At 69.4% G+C, this 17,930-nt stretch carries 18 protein-coding genes and 5 pseudogenes; 13 read left to right on the top strand and 10 right to left on the bottom strand.

Annotated elements, in window-relative coordinates:
• Positions 1-142 precede the first annotated feature (142 nt).
• On the bottom strand, positions 143-784 hold the full coding sequence (locus ABZ471_RS39360) for a dihydrofolate reductase family protein (RefSeq protein WP_359073516.1): 642 nt from the start codon (positions 782-784) through the stop codon (positions 143-145).
• Positions 785-1,076: 292 nt separating this feature from the next.
• Between ABZ471_RS39360 and ABZ471_RS39355 the strand changes: the two genes are divergently transcribed.
• Complete coding sequence (locus ABZ471_RS39355; RefSeq protein ID WP_359073514.1) at positions 1,077-2,348, top strand: glycoside hydrolase family 3 N-terminal domain-containing protein; 1,272 nt, start codon at positions 1,077-1,079, stop codon at positions 2,346-2,348.
• Between the two features lie 181 nt (positions 2,349-2,529).
• Here ABZ471_RS39355 and ABZ471_RS39350 read toward each other — a convergent pair.
• Both ABZ471_RS39350 and ABZ471_RS39345 read right to left on the bottom strand, forming a co-directional pair.
• Positions 2,530-2,904 (bottom strand): annotated as a pseudogene (locus tag ABZ471_RS39350) (LysR substrate-binding domain-containing protein); the annotation flags it as partial.
• Between the two features lie 10 nt (positions 2,905-2,914).
• The gene (locus ABZ471_RS39345) at positions 2,915-3,325 is read right to left on the bottom strand and encodes a DUF6234 family protein (RefSeq protein ID WP_359073513.1); all 411 of its coding nucleotides are present in this window, start codon (positions 3,323-3,325) and stop codon (positions 2,915-2,917) included.
• A 253-nt stretch (positions 3,326-3,578) separates the two neighbouring features.
• Here ABZ471_RS39345 and ABZ471_RS39340 point away from each other — a divergent pair, with 253 nt between their 5' ends.
• On the top strand, positions 3,579-4,040 hold the full coding sequence (locus ABZ471_RS39340) for a hypothetical protein (protein ID WP_359073512.1): 462 nt from the start codon (positions 3,579-3,581) through the stop codon (positions 4,038-4,040).
• A 12-nt stretch (positions 4,041-4,052) separates the two neighbouring features.
• Here the strand turns inward: ABZ471_RS39340 and ABZ471_RS39335 are convergent.
• Positions 4,053-4,310: pseudogene (locus tag ABZ471_RS39335) on the bottom strand (DUF6009 family protein); the annotation flags it as partial.
• A 1,009-nt stretch (positions 4,311-5,319) separates the two neighbouring features.
• On the opposite strand from ABZ471_RS39335, the gene ABZ471_RS39330 reads away from it, so the two are divergent.
• From ABZ471_RS39330 to ABZ471_RS39320, 3 genes are all read left to right on the top strand, one after another.
• Complete coding sequence (locus ABZ471_RS39330; RefSeq protein WP_359073510.1) at positions 5,320-5,496, top strand: hypothetical protein; 177 nt, start codon at positions 5,320-5,322, stop codon at positions 5,494-5,496.
• 335 nt (positions 5,497-5,831) lie between these two features.
• Positions 5,832-6,227 carry an Imm7 family immunity protein gene (locus tag ABZ471_RS39325; protein WP_359073508.1) on the top strand — a complete coding sequence of 132 codons (396 nt, stop codon included), beginning with the start codon at positions 5,832-5,834 and terminating at the stop codon, positions 6,225-6,227.
• Between the two features lie 12 nt (positions 6,228-6,239).
• Complete coding sequence (locus ABZ471_RS39320; protein ID WP_359073506.1) at positions 6,240-6,395, top strand: hypothetical protein; 156 nt, start codon at positions 6,240-6,242, stop codon at positions 6,393-6,395.
• Positions 6,396-6,550: 155 nt separating this feature from the next.
• Here the strand turns inward: ABZ471_RS39320 and ABZ471_RS39315 are convergent, their stop codons facing one another.
• From ABZ471_RS39315 to ABZ471_RS39305, 3 genes and pseudogenes are all read right to left on the bottom strand, one after another.
• Positions 6,551-6,688, bottom strand: coding sequence for a hypothetical protein (locus tag ABZ471_RS39315; protein ID WP_359073528.1), 138 nt, complete (start codon positions 6,686-6,688; stop codon positions 6,551-6,553).
• Positions 6,689-6,707: 19 nt separating this feature from the next.
• Positions 6,708-6,890: pseudogene (locus ABZ471_RS39310) on the bottom strand (DUF2255 family protein); the annotation flags it as partial.
• Entirely contained in the window at positions 6,887-8,317 is a 1,431-nt protein-coding gene (locus tag ABZ471_RS39305; protein WP_359073505.1) for an MFS transporter, read from the bottom strand. The gene ABZ471_RS39305 and the pseudogene ABZ471_RS39310, both read right to left, overlap by 4 nt.
• Before the next feature lie 249 nt (positions 8,318-8,566).
• On the opposite strand from ABZ471_RS39305, the gene ABZ471_RS39300 reads away from it, so the two are divergent.
• Both ABZ471_RS39300 and ABZ471_RS39295 read left to right on the top strand, forming a co-directional pair.
• Positions 8,567-8,935 (top strand): helix-turn-helix transcriptional regulator, encoded by a 369-nt coding sequence (locus ABZ471_RS39300; protein ID WP_359073503.1) that lies wholly within the window; start codon positions 8,567-8,569, stop codon positions 8,933-8,935.
• 8 nt (positions 8,936-8,943) lie between these two features.
• Complete coding sequence (locus tag ABZ471_RS39295) at positions 8,944-9,465, top strand: hypothetical protein (RefSeq protein ID WP_359073501.1); 522 nt, start codon at positions 8,944-8,946, stop codon at positions 9,463-9,465.
• 6 nt (positions 9,466-9,471) lie between these two features.
• Here ABZ471_RS39295 and ABZ471_RS39290 read toward each other — a convergent pair.
• A pseudogene (locus ABZ471_RS39290) lies at positions 9,472-9,597 on the bottom strand (IMP dehydrogenase); the annotation flags it as partial.
• Between the two features lie 224 nt (positions 9,598-9,821).
• Between ABZ471_RS39290 and ABZ471_RS39285 the strand changes: the two are divergent.
• Positions 9,822-10,700 (top strand): helix-turn-helix transcriptional regulator, encoded by an 879-nt coding sequence (locus tag ABZ471_RS39285; RefSeq protein WP_359073526.1) that lies wholly within the window; start codon positions 9,822-9,824, stop codon positions 10,698-10,700.
• A gap of 298 nt (positions 10,701-10,998) precedes the next feature.
• On the top strand, positions 10,999-11,631 hold the full coding sequence (locus ABZ471_RS39280) for a DUF6368 family protein (protein WP_359073500.1): 633 nt from the start codon (positions 10,999-11,001) through the stop codon (positions 11,629-11,631).
• Positions 11,632-11,828: 197 nt separating this feature from the next.
• Here ABZ471_RS39280 and ABZ471_RS39275 read toward each other — a convergent pair whose 3' ends face one another.
• Both ABZ471_RS39275 and ABZ471_RS39270 read right to left on the bottom strand, forming a co-directional pair.
• A complete protein-coding gene (locus tag ABZ471_RS39275; RefSeq protein ID WP_359073499.1) occupies positions 11,829-12,620 on the bottom strand; it encodes an SDR family oxidoreductase in 792 nt (263 codons plus the stop codon).
• Between the two features lie 17 nt (positions 12,621-12,637).
• Positions 12,638-13,477: an SDR family oxidoreductase gene (locus ABZ471_RS39270; protein ID WP_359073497.1), complete on the bottom strand. Its 840-nt coding sequence runs from the start codon at positions 13,475-13,477 to the stop codon at positions 12,638-12,640.
• A gap of 226 nt (positions 13,478-13,703) precedes the next feature.
• On the opposite strand from ABZ471_RS39270, the gene ABZ471_RS39265 reads away from it, so the two are divergent.
• From ABZ471_RS39265 to ABZ471_RS39250, 4 genes and pseudogenes are all read left to right on the top strand, one after another.
• Entirely contained in the window at positions 13,704-14,633 is a 930-nt protein-coding gene (locus ABZ471_RS39265) for a helix-turn-helix transcriptional regulator (RefSeq protein ID WP_359073496.1), read from the top strand.
• A 440-nt stretch (positions 14,634-15,073) separates the two neighbouring features.
• Positions 15,074-16,075: a hypothetical protein gene (locus ABZ471_RS39260; RefSeq protein ID WP_359073494.1), complete on the top strand. Its 1,002-nt coding sequence runs from the start codon at positions 15,074-15,076 to the stop codon at positions 16,073-16,075.
• A gap of 336 nt (positions 16,076-16,411) precedes the next feature.
• Positions 16,412-17,314 (top strand): aldo/keto reductase, encoded by a 903-nt coding sequence (locus ABZ471_RS39255; RefSeq protein WP_359073493.1) that lies wholly within the window; start codon positions 16,412-16,414, stop codon positions 17,312-17,314.
• Between the two features lie 401 nt (positions 17,315-17,715).
• A pseudogene (locus ABZ471_RS39250) lies at positions 17,716-17,930 on the top strand (hypothetical protein); the annotation flags it as partial.

Below are 17,930 nucleotides of genomic sequence, written 5' to 3'. Positions count from 1 at the left end.
AGCCGGCCACGGTTGTCTCGGTGACAGGCCGGGACGACAACGGGGCGACGGGCACGTTCTACGTCTCAACGGAGGGCAAGCCCTACGTGTTGAAGGCTCTCACCGAGACAGACACCTTGGACGAGACGACCTTCTCCACGGACTACGACAAGCCGATCCCCTCCGCTACCCCCTCCGCGGACGAATCCGTGGACGCCTCACAGCTGAACGAGCTGCTGGGCCAGCGCGCCACGCGGTAGCGGAGGTAGACGACTCTCGAGCTGAAGGTGCGGGTCTCGACGAGTTCGAGATCCACCCGGCGCTCGCACTGGGGAAAGAACGGAATGCCACCGCCCACCAGCACCGGGTAGACCCTGGCCCGGTACTCGTCGATCAGACCCGACGCAGCTGCCTCGGCGGCGAGAGTCGCACCGCCGATCGCGATGTCGCCCTCCCCCGGCTCGGCTCGCAACCGCTCGATCTCCTCCACCAAGCCGCCGGAGGCCAGACGGGCATTGCCCTGCACCGCCGACAGCGTGGTGGAGAACACCACCTTGGGGAGCGGCTTCCAGATCGCCGCCCACTCGAGCATTGACTCGTCGAGCGACGGATCCTGGTCGGCGGTCTCCCAGTACAGCATCGTCTCGTACAGCCGTCGTCCCAACAGGTGAACGCCAACGTCTCGAATCTCGTCGGTGACGAAACGAAAGACCTCCTCGTCGGGCGCCGTCCAGTCGAAGCCACCGTCCGGCCCAACGATGTAGCCGTCAAGTGAGACGCCCATCGAATAGGTCACGCTGCGCATCGGAAGTCCTCCTCGGTTACGGGTCGACACTACGACCGCCGGACGCCGCAGGACTTGTCGCGGCTCGCGGGATCCCCTGGGCTGATAGGCGAAGGCAAGTCCTGAGCGGCCCCCCACTCACGTCGGCTGGGTTCCCGGCCGACTCCAAGACGCGAGATCCTGGTGGTACGCCGACCGCGGACCTTCGAACAAATGCGCGCTGGCGTGCATCCCACCCAGTGAAACCCACCTCATGCTCATACGGCCCTCAGCGCGACGGGTACCGTCGCGTCTTCCGAAAGGAGGCCGGGCGATGAATCTCCCGTCGTACTGTGACCGCAGGAACGCGACAGCTCCGCCGCGGCTCCCCGGCCGGGCCACGACCGCGCGCAGACTGAGCGCCGCCGCCGTGGCGGCGGTGTTTCTGGCGGGCTGTGGCACGGGCACCCCCAAGGCGTCCCCGCACTCCAGTGGCCCGGGCGTGTCCCTCGCCCCGCCCGCCGCGCCTTCCCTCTCCCCTTCGTCCCCCCCTTCGTCACTCACCGCCACCGCCACTGCGTGCACCAACAGCACGAAGCTGGCCGGGTGGTCGAACCGCCGACTGGCCATGCTGACCATCGCCGTCCCGGTGTCGGAGACGTCGGTGTCCGACGTCTCCTCCGAGGTGAGCGCCGGTGCGGGCGGTGTGCTGTTGTTCGGCAGCAAGGCGCCGTCCGACCTCGGTTCCCGGCTGACCGCCCTGAAGTCCCATGTATCGGGCCACCTGGGCCTGCTGGTGATGACCGACGAGGAGGGCGGCGGCATCCAGCGCATGGCGAACCTCGTCGGGTCCCTTCCCTGGCCCGCGTACATGGGCGCGCACTGGACCCCGGCCCAGATTCAGCAGAACGTCACGAAGGTCGCCACCAAGATGGCGGCCGCCCAGGTGAACATGGACCTCGCGCCGGTGGTCGACGTCGACGGCAGGAACGTGGCACCCAGCAAGACCAACCCGGACGGATGGCGGTCCTTCAGCGGCAATACCTCGGTGGTCTCCCAGGACGGTGTCGCGTACATGAACGGGCTGCGCGCCGGAGGCGTGATACCCGTCGTCAAGCACTTCCCGGGCCTCGGCGGCTCCACCTACAACTCCGACTTCGGCCCCGCCCGCACCCTGCCCTGGTCCACCCTGCAAAAGGTGGGCATCCCGCCGTTCACCGCAGCCATCAAGGCCGGCGCCCCGGCCATCATGGTCTCCAACAACATCGTGCCGGGCCTGGGCACCAATCCGGCGAGCCTGTCACCCACCGTCATCAGCTACGAGCTGCGCGGCAAACTGGGCTTCAAGGGGCTGGTGGTCACCGACTCGCTCAGTGCCAAGGCGATCTCCGCCGCCGGCTTCAGCGTCCCGGCCGCCGCCGTCCAGGCCCTGCGCTCCGGCGCCGACATGGTCATGTTCGACCTGAAGGGCAACGTCAGCTCCCAGACGTCCTCGATCGCCACGGCGATCACGAATGCGGTGGCCGGCGGACACCTCGCCCGCAGCCGCCTCATCGACGCGGCGGGGCACGTCCTGGCCGTCCGGCACGTGAATCTGTGCTCCTGAGCGCGAGTGGACGCAGCCCCCGCCTGGTTGGGCCGGCCACGCCTCTCAACGCCCGTAGGGCACAGCAACCTCGGTCGCAGCGCCGTCCACGGTGGGATGGGTGTGGGGTGGGGGCCCTCGATCGGGAAACGGCAGGTCAGGGCAGGCCCCTGGCGTGGTCTGTAAAGCCGCCACCTCGGCCTCAAAGACGTGTTGCTACGCGGATCAGGTCGGCGACGGCGCGAAGTCGGCTGTGCGACGGCCAAGCGGTCACCGTGGTCACGGGCGGAGCATCGAGGACCGGCACGGCGGCGAGTCCCCGGCGCAGGTCGGTGCCGGCGGACTCGGGCACAATCTCCGTGGTACGGCCGAGCGCGATCAGCTGGAAGAGCTGTGTCAGGTTCCGTACCTCGGCCCCCTGCCCTTCCAGGTAGTTGCCACCGGTATCGGGCCAGCGAGCCATCGGGAGTTCCGGCAATGCGGTGACTTCGGCCATCCGGATCTCGGAGCGGCCGGCAAGTGGGTGAGAGGTGGGCAGGATCGCCACCTGCCTCTCGGCGTACAGGGTTTCGGTGTTTGGTCGCTCTTCAGTCGTTGCACCCGGCCGCTGACGGTATGTCACGGCACAACCTGTCCTGGTGGGACTGCGCCGTAGCCCCACCGAAGACGACGACGCAGATCAGGGCAGCCATCACGGCCTGGCTGACGACCGTCACTACGGCCCCGGCCCGCGCGGCGATCGCGGTTGCCACGACGGCGAGGACTCCGATTCCACCGGCGGCGGCCAGATACCCCCACAACGAGTCGGTGTGTACGGTCTTGGCGGCGTCGAGATTGAACCCGGACAGGAACCAGAGCCCGAAGACCACTACCAGGGCGGTCAGCTCCAGGAACACCAGACCACACCCGGCTCCGATGTCAGGACCCAGGTCGGCACGCTGACGCGGCTGGGGGCCGGTGGTGGCGTCGAAGGCCGGCGGGGCGACAGGAAGGTTCATGCCGGCCAGCCTGCCTGGGCGGGCGACGCGCGCGCCTGAGTACCGGTACTCAGCTCAGCATCAGGCAGATCGTGATCGGCCGGACAGGTCCTAGGAGAGTCCGCGGTCTACGGCCAGCAGGCACGCCGTCTGATCGGCCGGGCAAGAGCCTCGCTCGAACTCGGTTGAGCAACCCGCTTCAACCCGAATACCGGACGCGCAATCTGGCGCAATCCGCGCGCTCGCTCGCAACTGCCCTACGTACGGTCCAGACATGGCGACACACATCCCCCTCGCGCCGGTGCGCGCAGGGCAGGAGTGGCTTCTCTCCTGTGCCTCGGACCCCGCAGCGACACAGCTCGCGTGGGACGCGCAGCAACTGGCCGCGATCCCCACCGGCGCGCACTGGCGGGTGGCTGAAGCGCGGCTCTCCCGGTCTCTGGAGGCGATCCGGCGCCTGGGCTCCAACCCCCACGGCCCAGTGCTCGCCGACATCCCCCAAGGCCTGACCTGGTGGCTGCTCCCGCCAGGCGTGGCCGACGAACTCGACGACGTCGCCGGCCTCACCGTCCACCCGACCGGCTGGGCACTGAAGTGCCCGCCCGTCGTGCACTCCCTCGGCGGCCGGTGGTGGCCGGCGATCCCGGACGGCACCGGCCAGCTCACCGACCCGACACTCCTCGCCGCCGCATTCGGTCCCTGCGCCTGCCGGCCCGAAGCGGAGATACAGGCATGAGCACGGCCACACATCCTGGTACTGGCCGTTGGGCTCGTTCCGGCCGTTGTCCTTGACGTGGAAGACCCGGCGTCGGTGGCGGCCGGAGCACTCCGTCGGCTGAGCCGCATCGCCCAAGTTCACGCAACCGACGATGCGGCCCGTGCGCATGGCGCCGCGGGGTAGGCCGCTCCTGTTGCGGGTCTTTTCGAACATCCAGTGGACGTAGTCGTAGCGCTGCATGACGGGGTCCTCGACTTCAGCCCGGACGATGGCTACCTCATGGGAGATGCTCGTCGCCTCCTGGTCGAGCCGCCCGCCCCAACCCGTCCCCCGGGAAAGCCCATGCGACCATCGGCGTTCCTGTCCCAGCAGGCGGGAGCGGGCAATCAGAACGAGCGTCAGACCCCAGGTCCGAGCCGAACGCGGTTGCTCCCGGCCTCACCTGCCAGTCGGGACGGGGGCAGCAGCCGTCGGCACATCCGTCAGCGTCTCTGGGCGGGGCGAGGGCCGCGCGGCGGCCGGGGCCCGCTGCGGCGCGAGGGCGGTGCGGCCTGGTGTGTGCTGTCAGCCGTTGCACCGGCCGAGGAGAATCCGCCGGGAACACTCGGGCGCGCGGGTGCCGGAACCTTCGTGGCCCGGGGAACTTCGGCTGGCGGACGGAGCTGTGCGCGGGTGACGACGGTGGCGTTGGGAATCAGCCACGCGCAAGTTTCACAGCCCTCTTCCACAATCCAGACGCGTCCGACGTGGGCGTCGTGGCGCACGATGAGCGCCGCGCGGTCGGCGCACCGGGCCTTGGTCTGGGGGTGGGCTGTGCACTGCTGGGCGCGCAGCGGCCGGAGGCGTTGGAGCGGATGGTCGCGGCTCTGGCATGGGCGTGGGCGTGCCGTGCTGCGAAGGCGCGCAGAGCCGCGACTCTTTGGAGCAGGCGGGCATGTGGCAGGAGGCGGTGCTGCAGGTGACGGCCGCCGAGCGGTCGCTGTGGCCGGTGAGCCGCACTGTCCAGGACAGTCCGAGGATGTGCTCGGTGGAGGATTCGTCGTAGCGCCGTCGTCAGGCAGGGCCGTCCGTTCATCGGTAGGGGGCGTCGGGTATGTCGGTCCACTGTGTGCTGCCCGCCTGCCACTTGGGCACCGGGTTTCTTCCCGCAGGGGTGTCGTACCACCACCCGGTGAGATGCGGCTGCCTACGCGGTGTCCCACCAGACGGCCGGATCCCTGCTCCCCCAATGACTCGCGCACGCGGCGCACCCGTACACTCGCTGCTCGTTTGGATCAACGGGGAAGGGAATTCAGCAGTGAACCAGCAGGACGGCGTCTGGGCCGCACGCCCGGCACACAGCGATGCGCCGATCTACGACAGGCTCGTCGCGGAGCGGGGTGACCCGGCTGAGGTGAACCGCACGGCCGCGCAGATTTTCCACGAGTCGGGCCAGGCCATGGACTTCGGTTCGATACGTGCCCTGCCCATCTGAGGGGGCCATGAGCCGGCCGTCCCGCCACGGACGCGCGCCCGCTGCAGCGCCGGCTCAAGAACTCTCCCGTGCGTGCGCGATGTCGGCAGGGTGGAGGATCCCGTGCTGCGCAAGCCGCCCAGCCAGGTCCTGAATCTGCGGCCAGAGCGTGGCCGCCGTGTGGGCCCACCGCCGCTGGTGCCACCAATTCCACGGTTCAGCGGCGGGCGGACCGTAGTTGAGAGGCGGCCATCCGCACGGCTGCAGCAACGCGGCGACGAACTGAGCCAAGGAGTGTCCGGCAGATCTTGCTGCCATCGGCACGGTAACGCAGGTGATCTCACTAGGATCGTGGGGTGATTGAGTACCACGGCTGGATCACGGTCAGGGAGACCGCAGTTGATGACGACGATGAGACCCGCATGCGGCAGATCGTCGATGAACTTCGGGTTCGCATCACCCAGATGGCCAGCCCTTACTTGCTTGACCTCAGGTGGATGAACGGCGAGCCGTTCATCCACCTCGGAGGCTGTTCCAATCACCGCTCGCCGCCTGATGTTGTCGAACTGTTCGAGCATGTGGCGGTGGTTGCCCCTGGTTCCTACGGGCTCCTCCACGTTCGCGATGACGAGGACCCGGGCCATGAGAACGAGGTGCGCGTGCTCAGGCTCGTTCGGGGCATGGTCACGCAGCACACGGAGGCGCTGATGTCTCCGTGTATCCCGACGCTGGAAGATCCCTTCATCGACTGAGGCGACACCGACGTGGTGTTCGCCGCACACAACACCCCCACCAAGATCAAGGCCGTATGCCCCGGCGGCACCACCAGCACCGTGCTCATGGCCGCGGACGGTCTCGCCTCACCCACCGCCACCGCCGTCGGAGGACGCCTCTCGACTTCACGGACGCAGGGGGGATGAAGTCCACCAGAGCACCGGTGATCACCAGCAGGACCGGCGGGGCGCTCTTAAGTCGCTTGCCGGTGATTCGGCCAGCAGGACGGCCGGTCCGAGGACCACGACGAGTTCGAGACCGAGCACCGTATGCCTCGGGGATGGGTCAGAAGGCGATGGCGTCATCGGTGCCGGACAGTGCGCGGCACCGCTGGCGGCGTTCGTGCCCATGGCGTGGCGAGGGTGGAGGCGTCGATGACGAAGCGGTAGCGGACATCGGAGGCGAGGACACGGTCGTACGCCTCGTTGATCTCCTTCACCGGGATGCATGCGGGTGCTCCGGTACCAGTCGGAGCCTGGGCCGTTGACCGAGCGGACGTATATGTCTTCGCCGAGGCGTGCGACCCAGATGGTCCGCCGGCTGCCGACGTCGCCGTCGCGCCGCAGTGAGGCGATCTCGAGTTCCTCGGCGTGGCCGATACGGTCGAGTTCGTCGTCTGTCCAGGTGGTCGTGGTGGTCATGCGGTCGCCTCCTTCTCGAGGTCCTTCACGGGGGCGGATGCGGTGGCAGCGGCCGGCCTGAGCAGCAGGCTCACGACCGTGGTGGCGAGGACCAGCACGGCAGCGGTCAGCAGGCTGACGCGCAGGCCGTGGAAGAAGCCGGCGTGCTGGGCGATCAGGGCACCGAAGACGGCCACGGCCAGGGCACCGCCGACCTGACGGGAGGCGTTGAGGACGCCGCTCGCAATGCCGGCGCGTTCCGCCGGCACACGGTCCAGCAGCAGGGCGGTCACGGCCGGGACGGCCAAAGAGCCTCCTGCGCCGATCGGGATCATCAGCAGGACCACCAGCCAGGTCGGCGCCGACGCCGGTACCAGGCTCAGGACCAGCAGGCCGGCGGCCATCGTGAGCTGCCCGGTGATGACGGGCATCCGCTGGCCGAACCTGGCGGCGAACCAGGCCGCACTGGGGCTGATGAAGGCGGTCAGCAGGGTCATCGGCAGGAACGCCATGCCGGTCGCCAGCGGGGACAGGCCCCGGGTCTGCTGGAGGTAGAGGCTGAGCAGGAAGATCATGCCGTAGAAGCCGACGTTCAGGGCGAAGCCCACGCCTGCCGAGACGAGCATCGTCCGGGTCCGCAGCAGCCGCAGCGGCACCATCGGGTGCTTGCCACGCGCCTGCGTGATCAGGAACAGGGCACCGGCGATCACGGCGATACCGAAGGCGATCAGCACTCGGGGTGCGGCGAAGCCGTCGGAACCGGCCTCGATCGCTCCGTACGTCAGGCCGCTCATCGCCGCCACGGCGCTGATCTGGCCCGCCCAGTCGAATCCGGTGTCGGCTCGCCGCGGCGAGGGAGCGGTCCGGGTGAGCAGGAAGAGCGCCAGCACGCCGACCGGCAGGTTGACGAAGAAGATCATCCGCCAGCTGACCAGGCTCAGGACCCCGCCGGCCACGGGACCGGCCGCGGCGCCCACGGAGCCGCCCATCGCCCAGATCGAGATCGCCCTGGCACGCCGGTCCGCATCCGGGTACGCCTCGCGGAGCAGGGCCAGCGAGGCGGGCACGATCACCGCGGCACCCGCGCCCTGCACCAGCCGGGCGGCGATCAGCACACCGAGGCTCGGCGCGAATCCGCAGGCGGCGGAGGCGGTGACGAACACACCGAGACCGGCGCCGAACGCCCGGCGGGCCCCGACGCGGTCAGTGATCGATCCGGCGGAGAGCAGGAGCGCGGCGAACATCAGCGTGTAGCCGTCCACCACCCACTGCAACCCGGTGATACCACCCCCGAAGCCGCGGCCGATCTCCGGAAGGGCGACGTTGACGATCAGGGCGTCCAGCGTCATCACGAAGAAGCCCAGCAGCGCGGTCACCAGTGCCCATCCGGCCCCGTGGGGCCGGGCCGGGCTCCCGGAGTGCGGGGCCGAAGTGAGAGATGAGGACACGTGGAGATCTCCTGATCGAACGGAACGGGGAGGTTTTCAGGGGGGCGAGGCGGCCTGTCGGCCCGGGCGGTTCGCCGGCCCTTGATCCAGCCTGCTGGCCCTGCGCTCGAAGTGGCAGGCCGCACTGTGCCGGGGAGCGGTGTTCGGGGGCGTGACAGGTCCCCCCACGCGGTCTTGGCGCAGCTCGCGGCCCCACGGCGCTTCGCCGCAGCTCTCAGCCCCTCGAGCCCGGCCTGTCACACTGGACGCATGGCACGTGAGCGGCAGAGCGGTAGCGGCGGCTCGGAACTGGGCACCTTCCTGCGGGCCCATCGCACCAAGGTGACTCCGGAGCAGGCCGGTCTGCCCGCCGGCCGTGGACTACGCCGCACGCCGGGGCTGCGCCGGGAGGAACTGGCCACGCTCGCCGGCGTCAGTGTCGACTACTACGTTCGTCTGGAACGCGGTAGGGAGACCAACCCCAGCCCTTCCGTCGTGGACGCCCTGGCTCGTGCCCTTCAGCTCGACCCCATGGGGCATGAGCACCTGCGTGAGCTCGTCACCCGGTCCGCGCGGCGCACACCGATGGGGTCCGGCGCCTTCCCCGATCGCACGGTCCGCCCGGTCTCAAGCTGCTGATGGAGCAGATGCGGCCTTTCCCGGCGTACGTGGTCAGCCGCACCAAGGACATCCTCGACTGCAATCCGTCCTGCCTCCGGCTGTTCGCCGGTATGGCGGACTGGCCGCCGGAAAGACGCAACGTGGTGCGCTACGTCTTCCTCCACCCCGCGGCCAGCAAGCTGTTCGACGACTGGGACGAGCAGCTTCGTGTGGTGGTAGGGCGCTTGCGTGCCCTGCACAGCCTGGAGCCGGACGCCCCTGACCTGGCTGAACTCGTCGCCGAACTCCTCGACGAGAGCTCCGAGTTCGCCGATCTGTGGGAGCGCTACGACGTATGCGCGCCCACCCGCGACAGCAAGACCTTCCACCACCCGGAGGTCGGCGACCTCACCCCCGGCTACCAGGCCATGGAGCTGGAAGGCACACAGGGGCAGCGGTTCATCACCTACTTCGCCGAACCGGGCACCCCGGACCATGACAAGCTGGTGCTCCTCGACATGCCAGAGGCCGAGCGGACCGCTGCGGCACCCGCCGAGGACATGCGCTGAGGCGATTCAGGGCCGGACGAGGACCTTGAGCGCGGTCCGGTCCGCCATCGCCCGATAGCCGTCCGGTACGTCGTCGAGCCCGATGGCGCGATCGAACACGCGGCCCGGCTCGACCGTACCGTCGAGGAAGTCCTCCCTTCCGGTGGGTCGTTCAGTGAGCGGGGGTGCGCCGCGCACCGGGATCAGCGTCGGGTGCGGGGGCCGGAGGAGCAGGATGGGGCTTGTGACGGTCTCCGGCCCGGCGCCAGGGGTCCTGACGTCACAGACCGTGCTGTGCCGGGGAGCGGTGTTCCGGGGTGTGACACGGCCCCCCTCGCGGCTGTCACCCTGGTCACATGGCTGCCAGACTGGGCCGTATGGCACCTGAGCAGCGCAAAGGCAGGAACACCGGCAGTGAGCTGGGGAACTTCCTGCGGGCCCGCCGCGCCCGGGTCACCCCAGCCGATGTGGGCCTCCCAGAGGGCGCGGGGCTGCGTCGGACGCCGGGCCTGCGGCGGGAGGAGCTGGCCACACTGGCCGGAGTGAGCATCGACTACTACACGCGGCTGGAGCGCGGCCGGGAGACCAACCCCAGCCCCTCGGTGCTCGATGCGCTCGGATCCGCACTGCTGCTGGAGGGCGCCGAGGTCCGGCACCTGCGCGAACTCGCCGCGTGCGCCGCGCGCGGTGCAGCGGCGGAACCGTCGGCCGCAGCACTGGCCCGGGCCGTGGACCCCGGTCTTCAGCTGCTCCTGGAGAGCATGCGTCCCTACCCCGCGCACATCGTCGGCCGCACCATGGACCTGCTCGCGACCAACCCCGGCGGGCTGCGGCTGATGGCCGGCCTGGAGGACTGGCCGGAGGGGCAGCGCAACATCGTGCGATATGTCTTCCTCCATCCGACGGCCCGCGTCCTCTTCGACGACTGGGAGAACCAGATTCGCGGCTGCGTCGCCCGCCTGCGCGCCCTCGCCGGGGTCGAACCGGATGCCCCCGACCTCATCGGCCTCGTCGACGAACTTCTCGCGAAGAGCCCGGACTTCGCCCGTCTGTGGGACCGCTACGACGTCCAGGGACACAGCCACGGCACCAAGACGTTCCACCATCCCGAGGCCGGGACCTTCACTTTCGGCTACCACTCGCTCCAGCCTGACGGGGGTACCGGCCAGCGCCTGGTCGCGTATCACGTGGCCCCTGGCACACCGGAGTACGACGTGATGGTCCGGCTCGATCGGGAGCCGGTCCTGGCCGGCTGAGGCCGCCCTGCGGGATCTGAACCTCGCTGACTCCGCTCTCCGCCGTACACGCGGGCCCCTGCGGGATGAGCACCTGCAGGGGTTGTTCGCACGGGCCCGGTCGGTGGGGCATGGCCGGGTTCTCGACGCTGGACTTGAACTGGGTGACGGCGCTCATGGTGGTGGGCCATCCGACGTAGCACGCTGGTGCTCTGACCGCATAGGTTCACCCGGTTGGCGGCGTCGGTGCTCGGACCGGCCGGCTTCGGTATGGGAACGATTCGGGCGGTGGCGGCGCGGATCAAACTAGGCTCTCAGCATGTCTGGTCCGACGTTGGTGATCGAGTTGGCGGAGCCGCTCTCCTCGGCTGCGCTGCGGGAATTCCGCGCGTTGATGGTCGGGCTCTCCTCCCACTTCGACGAGAAGCGGCCCGGGTCCTTCGACGTCAACGTGCCCGCAGAGCGACTGGGCGTCGAGGACAGGCGAGAGGAGGACCGGCGAACGCCGTTCCCGCTTCCGCTCCTCGGCCACACCTCCGCGGACGAGGACCTCACGGCCCTGGTGGGATTCAATCCGCAGCGCGAGGACTGGCGTCGGCCCTTCCTGGTCTACTTGATGGGGCCGGGTGTCGGCGACGAGAGCATCTTCGAGGCCGAGCACGCGGACGAGCCCGAGGTGGATGCCATCCTCGGCTTCAGGCCGACCCATGCCGTCAATGTCAGCGCCTGCTGCAATCGCGAGATCGACCACGTGGCCACGGCCCTGCTGACCGCCGCTGTCATGGACGTCATCGGGGGCGTGGCCAAAGCCGAGCTGCTGGGCGGACAGACGTCGGTCGTCGCCGGCCTTCCGGGGGTGTTGGGGATCGCGGACGACGACTGGATGGCGCTGGGAACGGCGGAGTTCCTGCGAGCCTGGGTCGGGCACCCCGCCTTCCGGCTGGTCAAGTAGCCCAGATAGATCCGCGGCGGAGGTGGTGCTGTGACCGGGAACGTTCGCCAGGCTGCCTGATCATGCGGCGAGAGCAGGTCGGCCGCCCCAGCGGATGCCTTTCTCACTGCGGATGCGCACCCGGTAGATGTGCCGCCCTTCAGGACGGTGTTGATCTCGTCCAGCGAGTGACGGCGCCGATCGGGTCGGCCGCCTGGTCAGGCGCCGGCTGGTGTCCTGACGGCGTCGAGGTCGTCGCGGACGCGTTGCGGCTCTTGCGTCAGCGGCATGTTGTCCTCGTCCCGGACCGCGTCCAGGGCACCGGGCGCGTCCGGCTCCAGCGCGGCGAACAGCGGGCCCAGGTCGCTGGGGGCGGGGCCGTGTTCCGCGACGAGTTCGAAGGAGCGGCGTACGGCCTCGGGCGCCGTGAGGGCCTGCACCAGAACCTGGGCGATCTGGTCGCGGGCGATGACGCCGTCGGAGGGGGTGGCGGAGCGGCGGGTGTCTCCCTGGAGGAAGACGGGGCGGTGCTCGTCGGGGGCGTTCATGTCGAACCAGCCCGGCCGCACGATCGTGTAGGGCAGGCCGCTGGCGCGCACGAGCCGCTCCGAGCGCCGCTTCCGTTCGACCAGGTGGTTGTACGCGCTGCTGCGGGCGGTGACGCCGATGGCGGTCATCAACACGACGCGGGGCGTCTTTCCGGACAAGGCGGCGAGGACATTGCGAACTCCTGCGTAGTCGACGTTCTCCGGCGAGGAGTGCGCGCTGCCGTGCGATCCGAGGGTCAGGACGATGGCGTCGACTCCGGCCACGGCCTGCGCGAGTGTGTCGGGCCGCGTGACGTCGCCTACGGCGACTTGCGCCTCGGCGGGGAGCCGGTGCCGGGCCTGCGCGCCGTCGCGTACCAGGGCGCGGGTGGTGTGCCCACGCGCGATCGCCTCGGCCACGACGAGACGTCCGATGCTGCCGGTCGCGCCGACGATCAGGACGGTCATGGGTTCCTTGGTCATGGGCTCTCTTTCTGCCTTCAGGGGATGGTCAGTTCGCCGGTACGCAGGGCAGCGGTGACGCCGCCGTCCATGAGGAGGTCGGCGCCGGTGATGAAGCCGGCCTGGCGGCCGAGGAGGAAGGCGGCCGCGTCGGCGACCTCGTCGGGGGTGCCGAAGCGTCCGGCCGCCGAGACCTTGCGCACTTGCTCGAACCACTCCTGGCGGGGGCCGGACAGCTCGTCCAGGGCCAGCGGCGTGATGATGACGCCGGGGCTGACGGCGTTGATCCGGGCGCCCCGTTTACCCCAGGCGGCCGCGGCGGTCTGGACCCGCAGCGAGTTGGCCCGCTTGGAGAGTGCGTAGGCGTGGACGGTGGTGCCGACCCGCTCGGCCCGGAGGAAGGGCAGTTCCAGCAGCTTCGGTGTCTCGGTGGTGGCAAGCGCGTGCTCGATCTCGGGCGCGTAGGGGCTCTCGCGGTGCCCGGCCATGCTGGCGATCACGATGCCGGCGCCACCGGGGGCGACGACACGAGCGAACGCATCCAGGACCATCGAGGTGCCCACCAGGTCGACGTGCAGGATTCGCTCGATGCTCGCCTGAGTGGGCGAGACGCCTGCGGTGTGCACGATCTGGGTGACCGGGCCCAGAGCAGCGGCCGCGTCGGCCAGTGCCTCGACTGCGGTGTGGTCAGAGACGTCGGTGACCTGGGTCGAGACGTCGTACCCCTCGCCCCGCAGCCGCTCGGCGGCGGCCTCAGCCGCCTTCTCGCTGTAGTCGGCGAGCAGCACGGTGCGGCCGGCGCCGACGTGGCGGGCGATGGCGAGGCCGATGCTGCCGGAGCCGATGACAACGACTACTTCCTTCGTTTCCTTGCTCATCTCTGCGACCCCTTGATTCCCTGCGCTCCCGCGCACCGCTGGACCACGTACGTGGTGCTGAAGGCGATGAGCCCTCGTGGCCTGCCGCCTTCGGCACCGGAATCCAGCCTGCGGGAGCGAGGCGCAGCGTGGCAGGCCGTGCCGTGCCAGGGAGTGCCGTTCAGGGGAGTGACAGGGCGCCCCGCACGCCTCGCGCACGTGTCGTTGCCTGAGGACACTGAAAGGTATGACACGTGAGCACACCGCCGACGGCGGCATCGAGCTGGGGCGCTTCCTGCGCGCCCGCCGTTCTCGGCTGACGCCTGCCGAGGCTGGGCTCGCGGCAGGATCCGGGCTGCGGCGCACGCCCGGGCTGCGTCGTGAGGAACTGGCCACCCTCGCCGGCATCAGCGTCGACCACTACGTCCGCCTGGAGCGCGGCAAGGAAACCCGGCCCAGCCCGTCCGTCGTCGACGCCCTCGCCCGTGCCCTGAGGCTCGAGGACGACGAGCACGAGCAGCTGCGCAACCTCGCGATCATGGTCGCCGATAGCGTCCCCGAGCCCCGGCCCGCCCCGTCACGGGCGGTACGTCCGGGCGTGACGATGTTGTTGGAGAGCCTGCGCCCGTACCCCGCGCACGTGGTCAGCCGCACCACCGACATCCTCGCGCACAACCCGGGCGGGCTGCGTCTGCTCACCGGGATGGAGCAGTGGCCGGCCAAGGACCGCAACATCGCCCGCTACGTCTTCCTCCACCCCGCCGCCCACGAGCTGTTCGACGACTGGAGCAATCAGGTCCGCAGCTGTGTCGCCCACCTCCGCGGACTCGCGGGCAGCGACCCTGACAGCCCCGATCTCGCCCGCCTGGCCGGTGAACTCCTCGTCAAGAGCCCGGACTTCGCCCGCCTGTGGGAACGCTACGACGTCAAGGGCCGCGCGCACGGCCGCAAGACCTTCCACCATCCCGAGGTCGGCGATCTCACTCTCGGCTTCCAGTCCATGGAGCTGGAGGACACGCCCGGCCACCACCTGGTCGCGTACTTCGCCGAGCCGGACACGACCGAGTACGACGCCCTGGCCCTCCTCGACCTCCTCGGCTCCCAGCCATCACCGACCGGCACGATGCACCCCGACCCGTCGGCCACCGGGCAGGACGGTGCTGCGTCGCCCTCCTGATTTCCGAGGGCGTCGAGACGTGTGAGGACTCTCCTGGGCCGGCGGCTGACGGTGGCATCGTGGTCGGAGGGTGCTGCGGCCTCGGCCACAAGGCCACGGGTCGCTGTCACCGACCCGAGCACTCCAGTGAGTGCGTCGTTGTCTCCACCCCGCCTCGCCCGCCGTCAGAGGGACGCACCGAGCCGGGGAGCGCTGTTCAGGGGTGTGACACAGCCCCCCTTCCCTATGGCCCCTCTGCCCCCTCCGCTGCCAGACTCATTCAGGCGATCGGCCATCAGGGCAAACACCGGAAAAGCCGGTTCCCCAGCCGTCTCGGCCTGGCTCTCTGCGATACCGCGATGAGCACCTCGGAGCGGCCGTCGCCCAGCCCCCGTTTGTGCCCTTCCCACGTCTGCCCGGCATGCACGCCCGGCGAGCGACTGCAACGCAAGGAAAGCTACATGTCCCACAGTTCGACCTCTCTGAGGAAAAGGATCCGCCCGACCGCTGTCGCCATTGCGGCCTCGGCGGTCCTGGTGGCCGCGCCCTCCGCCTTCGCCGCCACCCCGACGCACCACCAGCAGCGCGTCGTCAGCGATGTCCAGACGGTGGCCAAGTTCGACTACTCCGCCGGCGAGATCCCGGAGAACATCACGTTCAACCCGGATCACTCCGTGACCCTGTCGATGATCGGCGCCCCGGCTCAGAAGTCGCCCCAGCTGATACGCGTCTCGCCGTCGGGACACCGCACGGTCCTCGCCACCTCACCTCAGGGCGACGGCATCACCGGCAACATCCGCGGCAAGGACGGCACGGTCTACTACAACGTCTGGTCCTCCGACGCCTCCCGCGCAGGCGTCTGGAAGATCGCACCCGGCAAGAGCCCCCGCCGTCTCGCAGCCCTGCCCACCGACGGGCTGCCCAACGGCATGGCCCTCGACCCCACGGGCCGCAACCTCTACGTCGCCGACAGCCTCAAGAGCACCATCTGGGCCGTACCCGTCAAGGGCGGCAAGGCAAAGGTATGGCTGACCGACCCCGCCCTGGCCCCCGTCCCGTCCCAGGCGGTGCCTTTCGGTGCGAACGGTCTGAAGTTCCACAAGGGCGCCGTCTGGGTCTCCAACCTCGCCAAGGACAGCCTGCTGCGCATCCCGGTCGCCGCTGACGACAGGCCGGGACGGATCCACACCGTCACCAAGAACATCGACGGCGTGGACGACTTCAGCTTCCTCAACGACCGCTCCGATGTGGTCTTCGCCGCCCAGAACGCCCCGGACAAGGTGTCGGTGATCCACCCGGACGGCAAGGTGCGGACGGTGATGACCCATGCGGACGGCCTGGCCTCCCCCAGCGCCACCGCGGTCCGTGACGGCCGGCTGTACGTCATCGACGGCGGCCTGAACGCGCCGCACCACGCGCAGATGCAGAGCGGGGAGATCAACTGCAGCGTCCTGCACGGATAGTCCCGGTCTCCAGCGTGGCCGGAATCCCCCAACGCCGTACTCGGCGCAGGATTCCGGCCACACTGCACGCCACCGCCGCAACCACGGCAAAGACAGCGACCGCAGGGACCAACTCCCCTTTGCATCTACGACGAACACAGCTCCGCCCGTCGACGCCCACCTTCACGCACAGCGTCCGGTGGTACGCCCCGGCGATGCTCGTGAGCGTCGATCAGAGCCTGCTGATCACACGTGCTGGAAGACAGGCCGTGCTGTGCCCGGGAGCGCTGTTCAGGGGTGTCACACGGCCCCCCATCTGGCTGGCACGCAGGTCACAGGGCACACAGACTGGAATGCATGACTGATCCGCAGCAGAACAGCACCTTCACCCTGAACAACGACGTCACCATGCCGGTGCTCGGTCTCGGTGTCTTCCAGAGCCCCGCGGCGGAAACGACTGCGGCGGTGGAGACGGCTCTGCGCACCGGCTACCGGCACATCGACACGGCGGCGGCCTACTTCAACGAGCGAGAGGTCGGGGAAGGCCTGCGCCGCTCCGGAGTGGACCGCGCCGAGGTGTTCATCGAGACGAAGATCTGGGTCACCGACTACGGCTACGACGAGACGCTGCACGCCTTCGAGAAAAGCACCGGCAAACTCGGTGTGGACCAACTCGATCTCCTGCTCCTGCACCAGCCGGTGCCCGAGCGGTTCGACACAACCGTGGCCGCCTACCAGGCGCTGGAAAAGCTGTACGAGGAGGGCCAGGTCCGGGCGATCGGCGTCAGCAACTTCATGCCGCATCACCTGGCCGAGCTCGTGGAGCGCACCAGCATCGTCCCGGCCGTGAACCAGGTCGAGCTGCACCCCTACTTCACCCAGCCCGAGGTCCAGAAGGCGAACGCCGAGCACGGCGTCCACACCCAGGCATGGTCTCCGATCGGCGGCATCACCTTCTACTGGGACAATGACGGCACCGGACGCAGCACGCTCCAGGACCCGGCCGTCCAGGCCATCGCGCAGGCCCACGGGAAAACCCCCGCACAGGTGCTGCTGCGCTGGCACCTCCAGCAGGGCCGTAACGCGATCCCCAAGTCGACCAACCCGTCCCGGATCGCCGAGAACATCGACGTGTTCGACTTCGCCCTGAGCGCCGACGAACTCACCACCCTCGACGCTCTCGACACCGGAGTCCGCGGCGGCCCCGACCCCAACGTCACGAGCCCCGAACGCTTCAAGGTCGTCATCCCCGAGGCCTGAGGACTGGTGTCGTAGGCGAGCGATTTCCGAGGAGGAGGGCGGCAGACCGCCGCCGTCGGCGGTGCGCCAGTGCAGGCGGCCGGCCGCGTCGCGGTAGTAGTTCTGCACGACGATCTGCCGTAACGCCTCGGCCTGTGGCCCGGGCCGGTAGCCCGTTCCGTGCCGGTGGAGGCGTTCCAGCAGTCGGTAGACGTCGTCGCCGGCGGAGAGGATCCTGATCTTGGGCCGGGTGGGGTTCTTGCCCAGACGGGCCGGACGGCCGTAGCGACGTCCCCAGTCCTCGTCGACCAGGCCGGTCAACAGGTGCGAAGCGGCGCGGGCCACTTCTTCCAGCACGGCACGGACGGCCTCGGTGACCAGTGCCAGCCGGGTCAGGTCGCGCACCGCGGCCAGGACGTGGGTTGCCCACTCAGCAAAAACAAGGCTTCCAACCCGTATCATCCCTCCACCAGGGCACGCTGCGGCCGGAAATCATCCCTGCCCCGCTGCAACCGCCCGCCAGGGCTTCGCCCCAGCCACCAACCGAGGAGAGACGCATGTCCGAAGACACAGCTACCACCACCGAGTTGACTTCGCAGTACATCAGCCAAGTGACCAGCGACCTCGAACGTAACGT

Origin of the sequence: Streptomyces sp. NPDC005728 (assembly GCF_040630895.1) — a bacterium.
Lineage (GTDB): Bacteria > Actinomycetota > Actinomycetes > Streptomycetales > Streptomycetaceae > Streptomyces.
The sequence above is the reverse complement of the archived record's forward strand: the minus strand, read 5'-3'. Positions and strand labels throughout refer to the sequence as shown.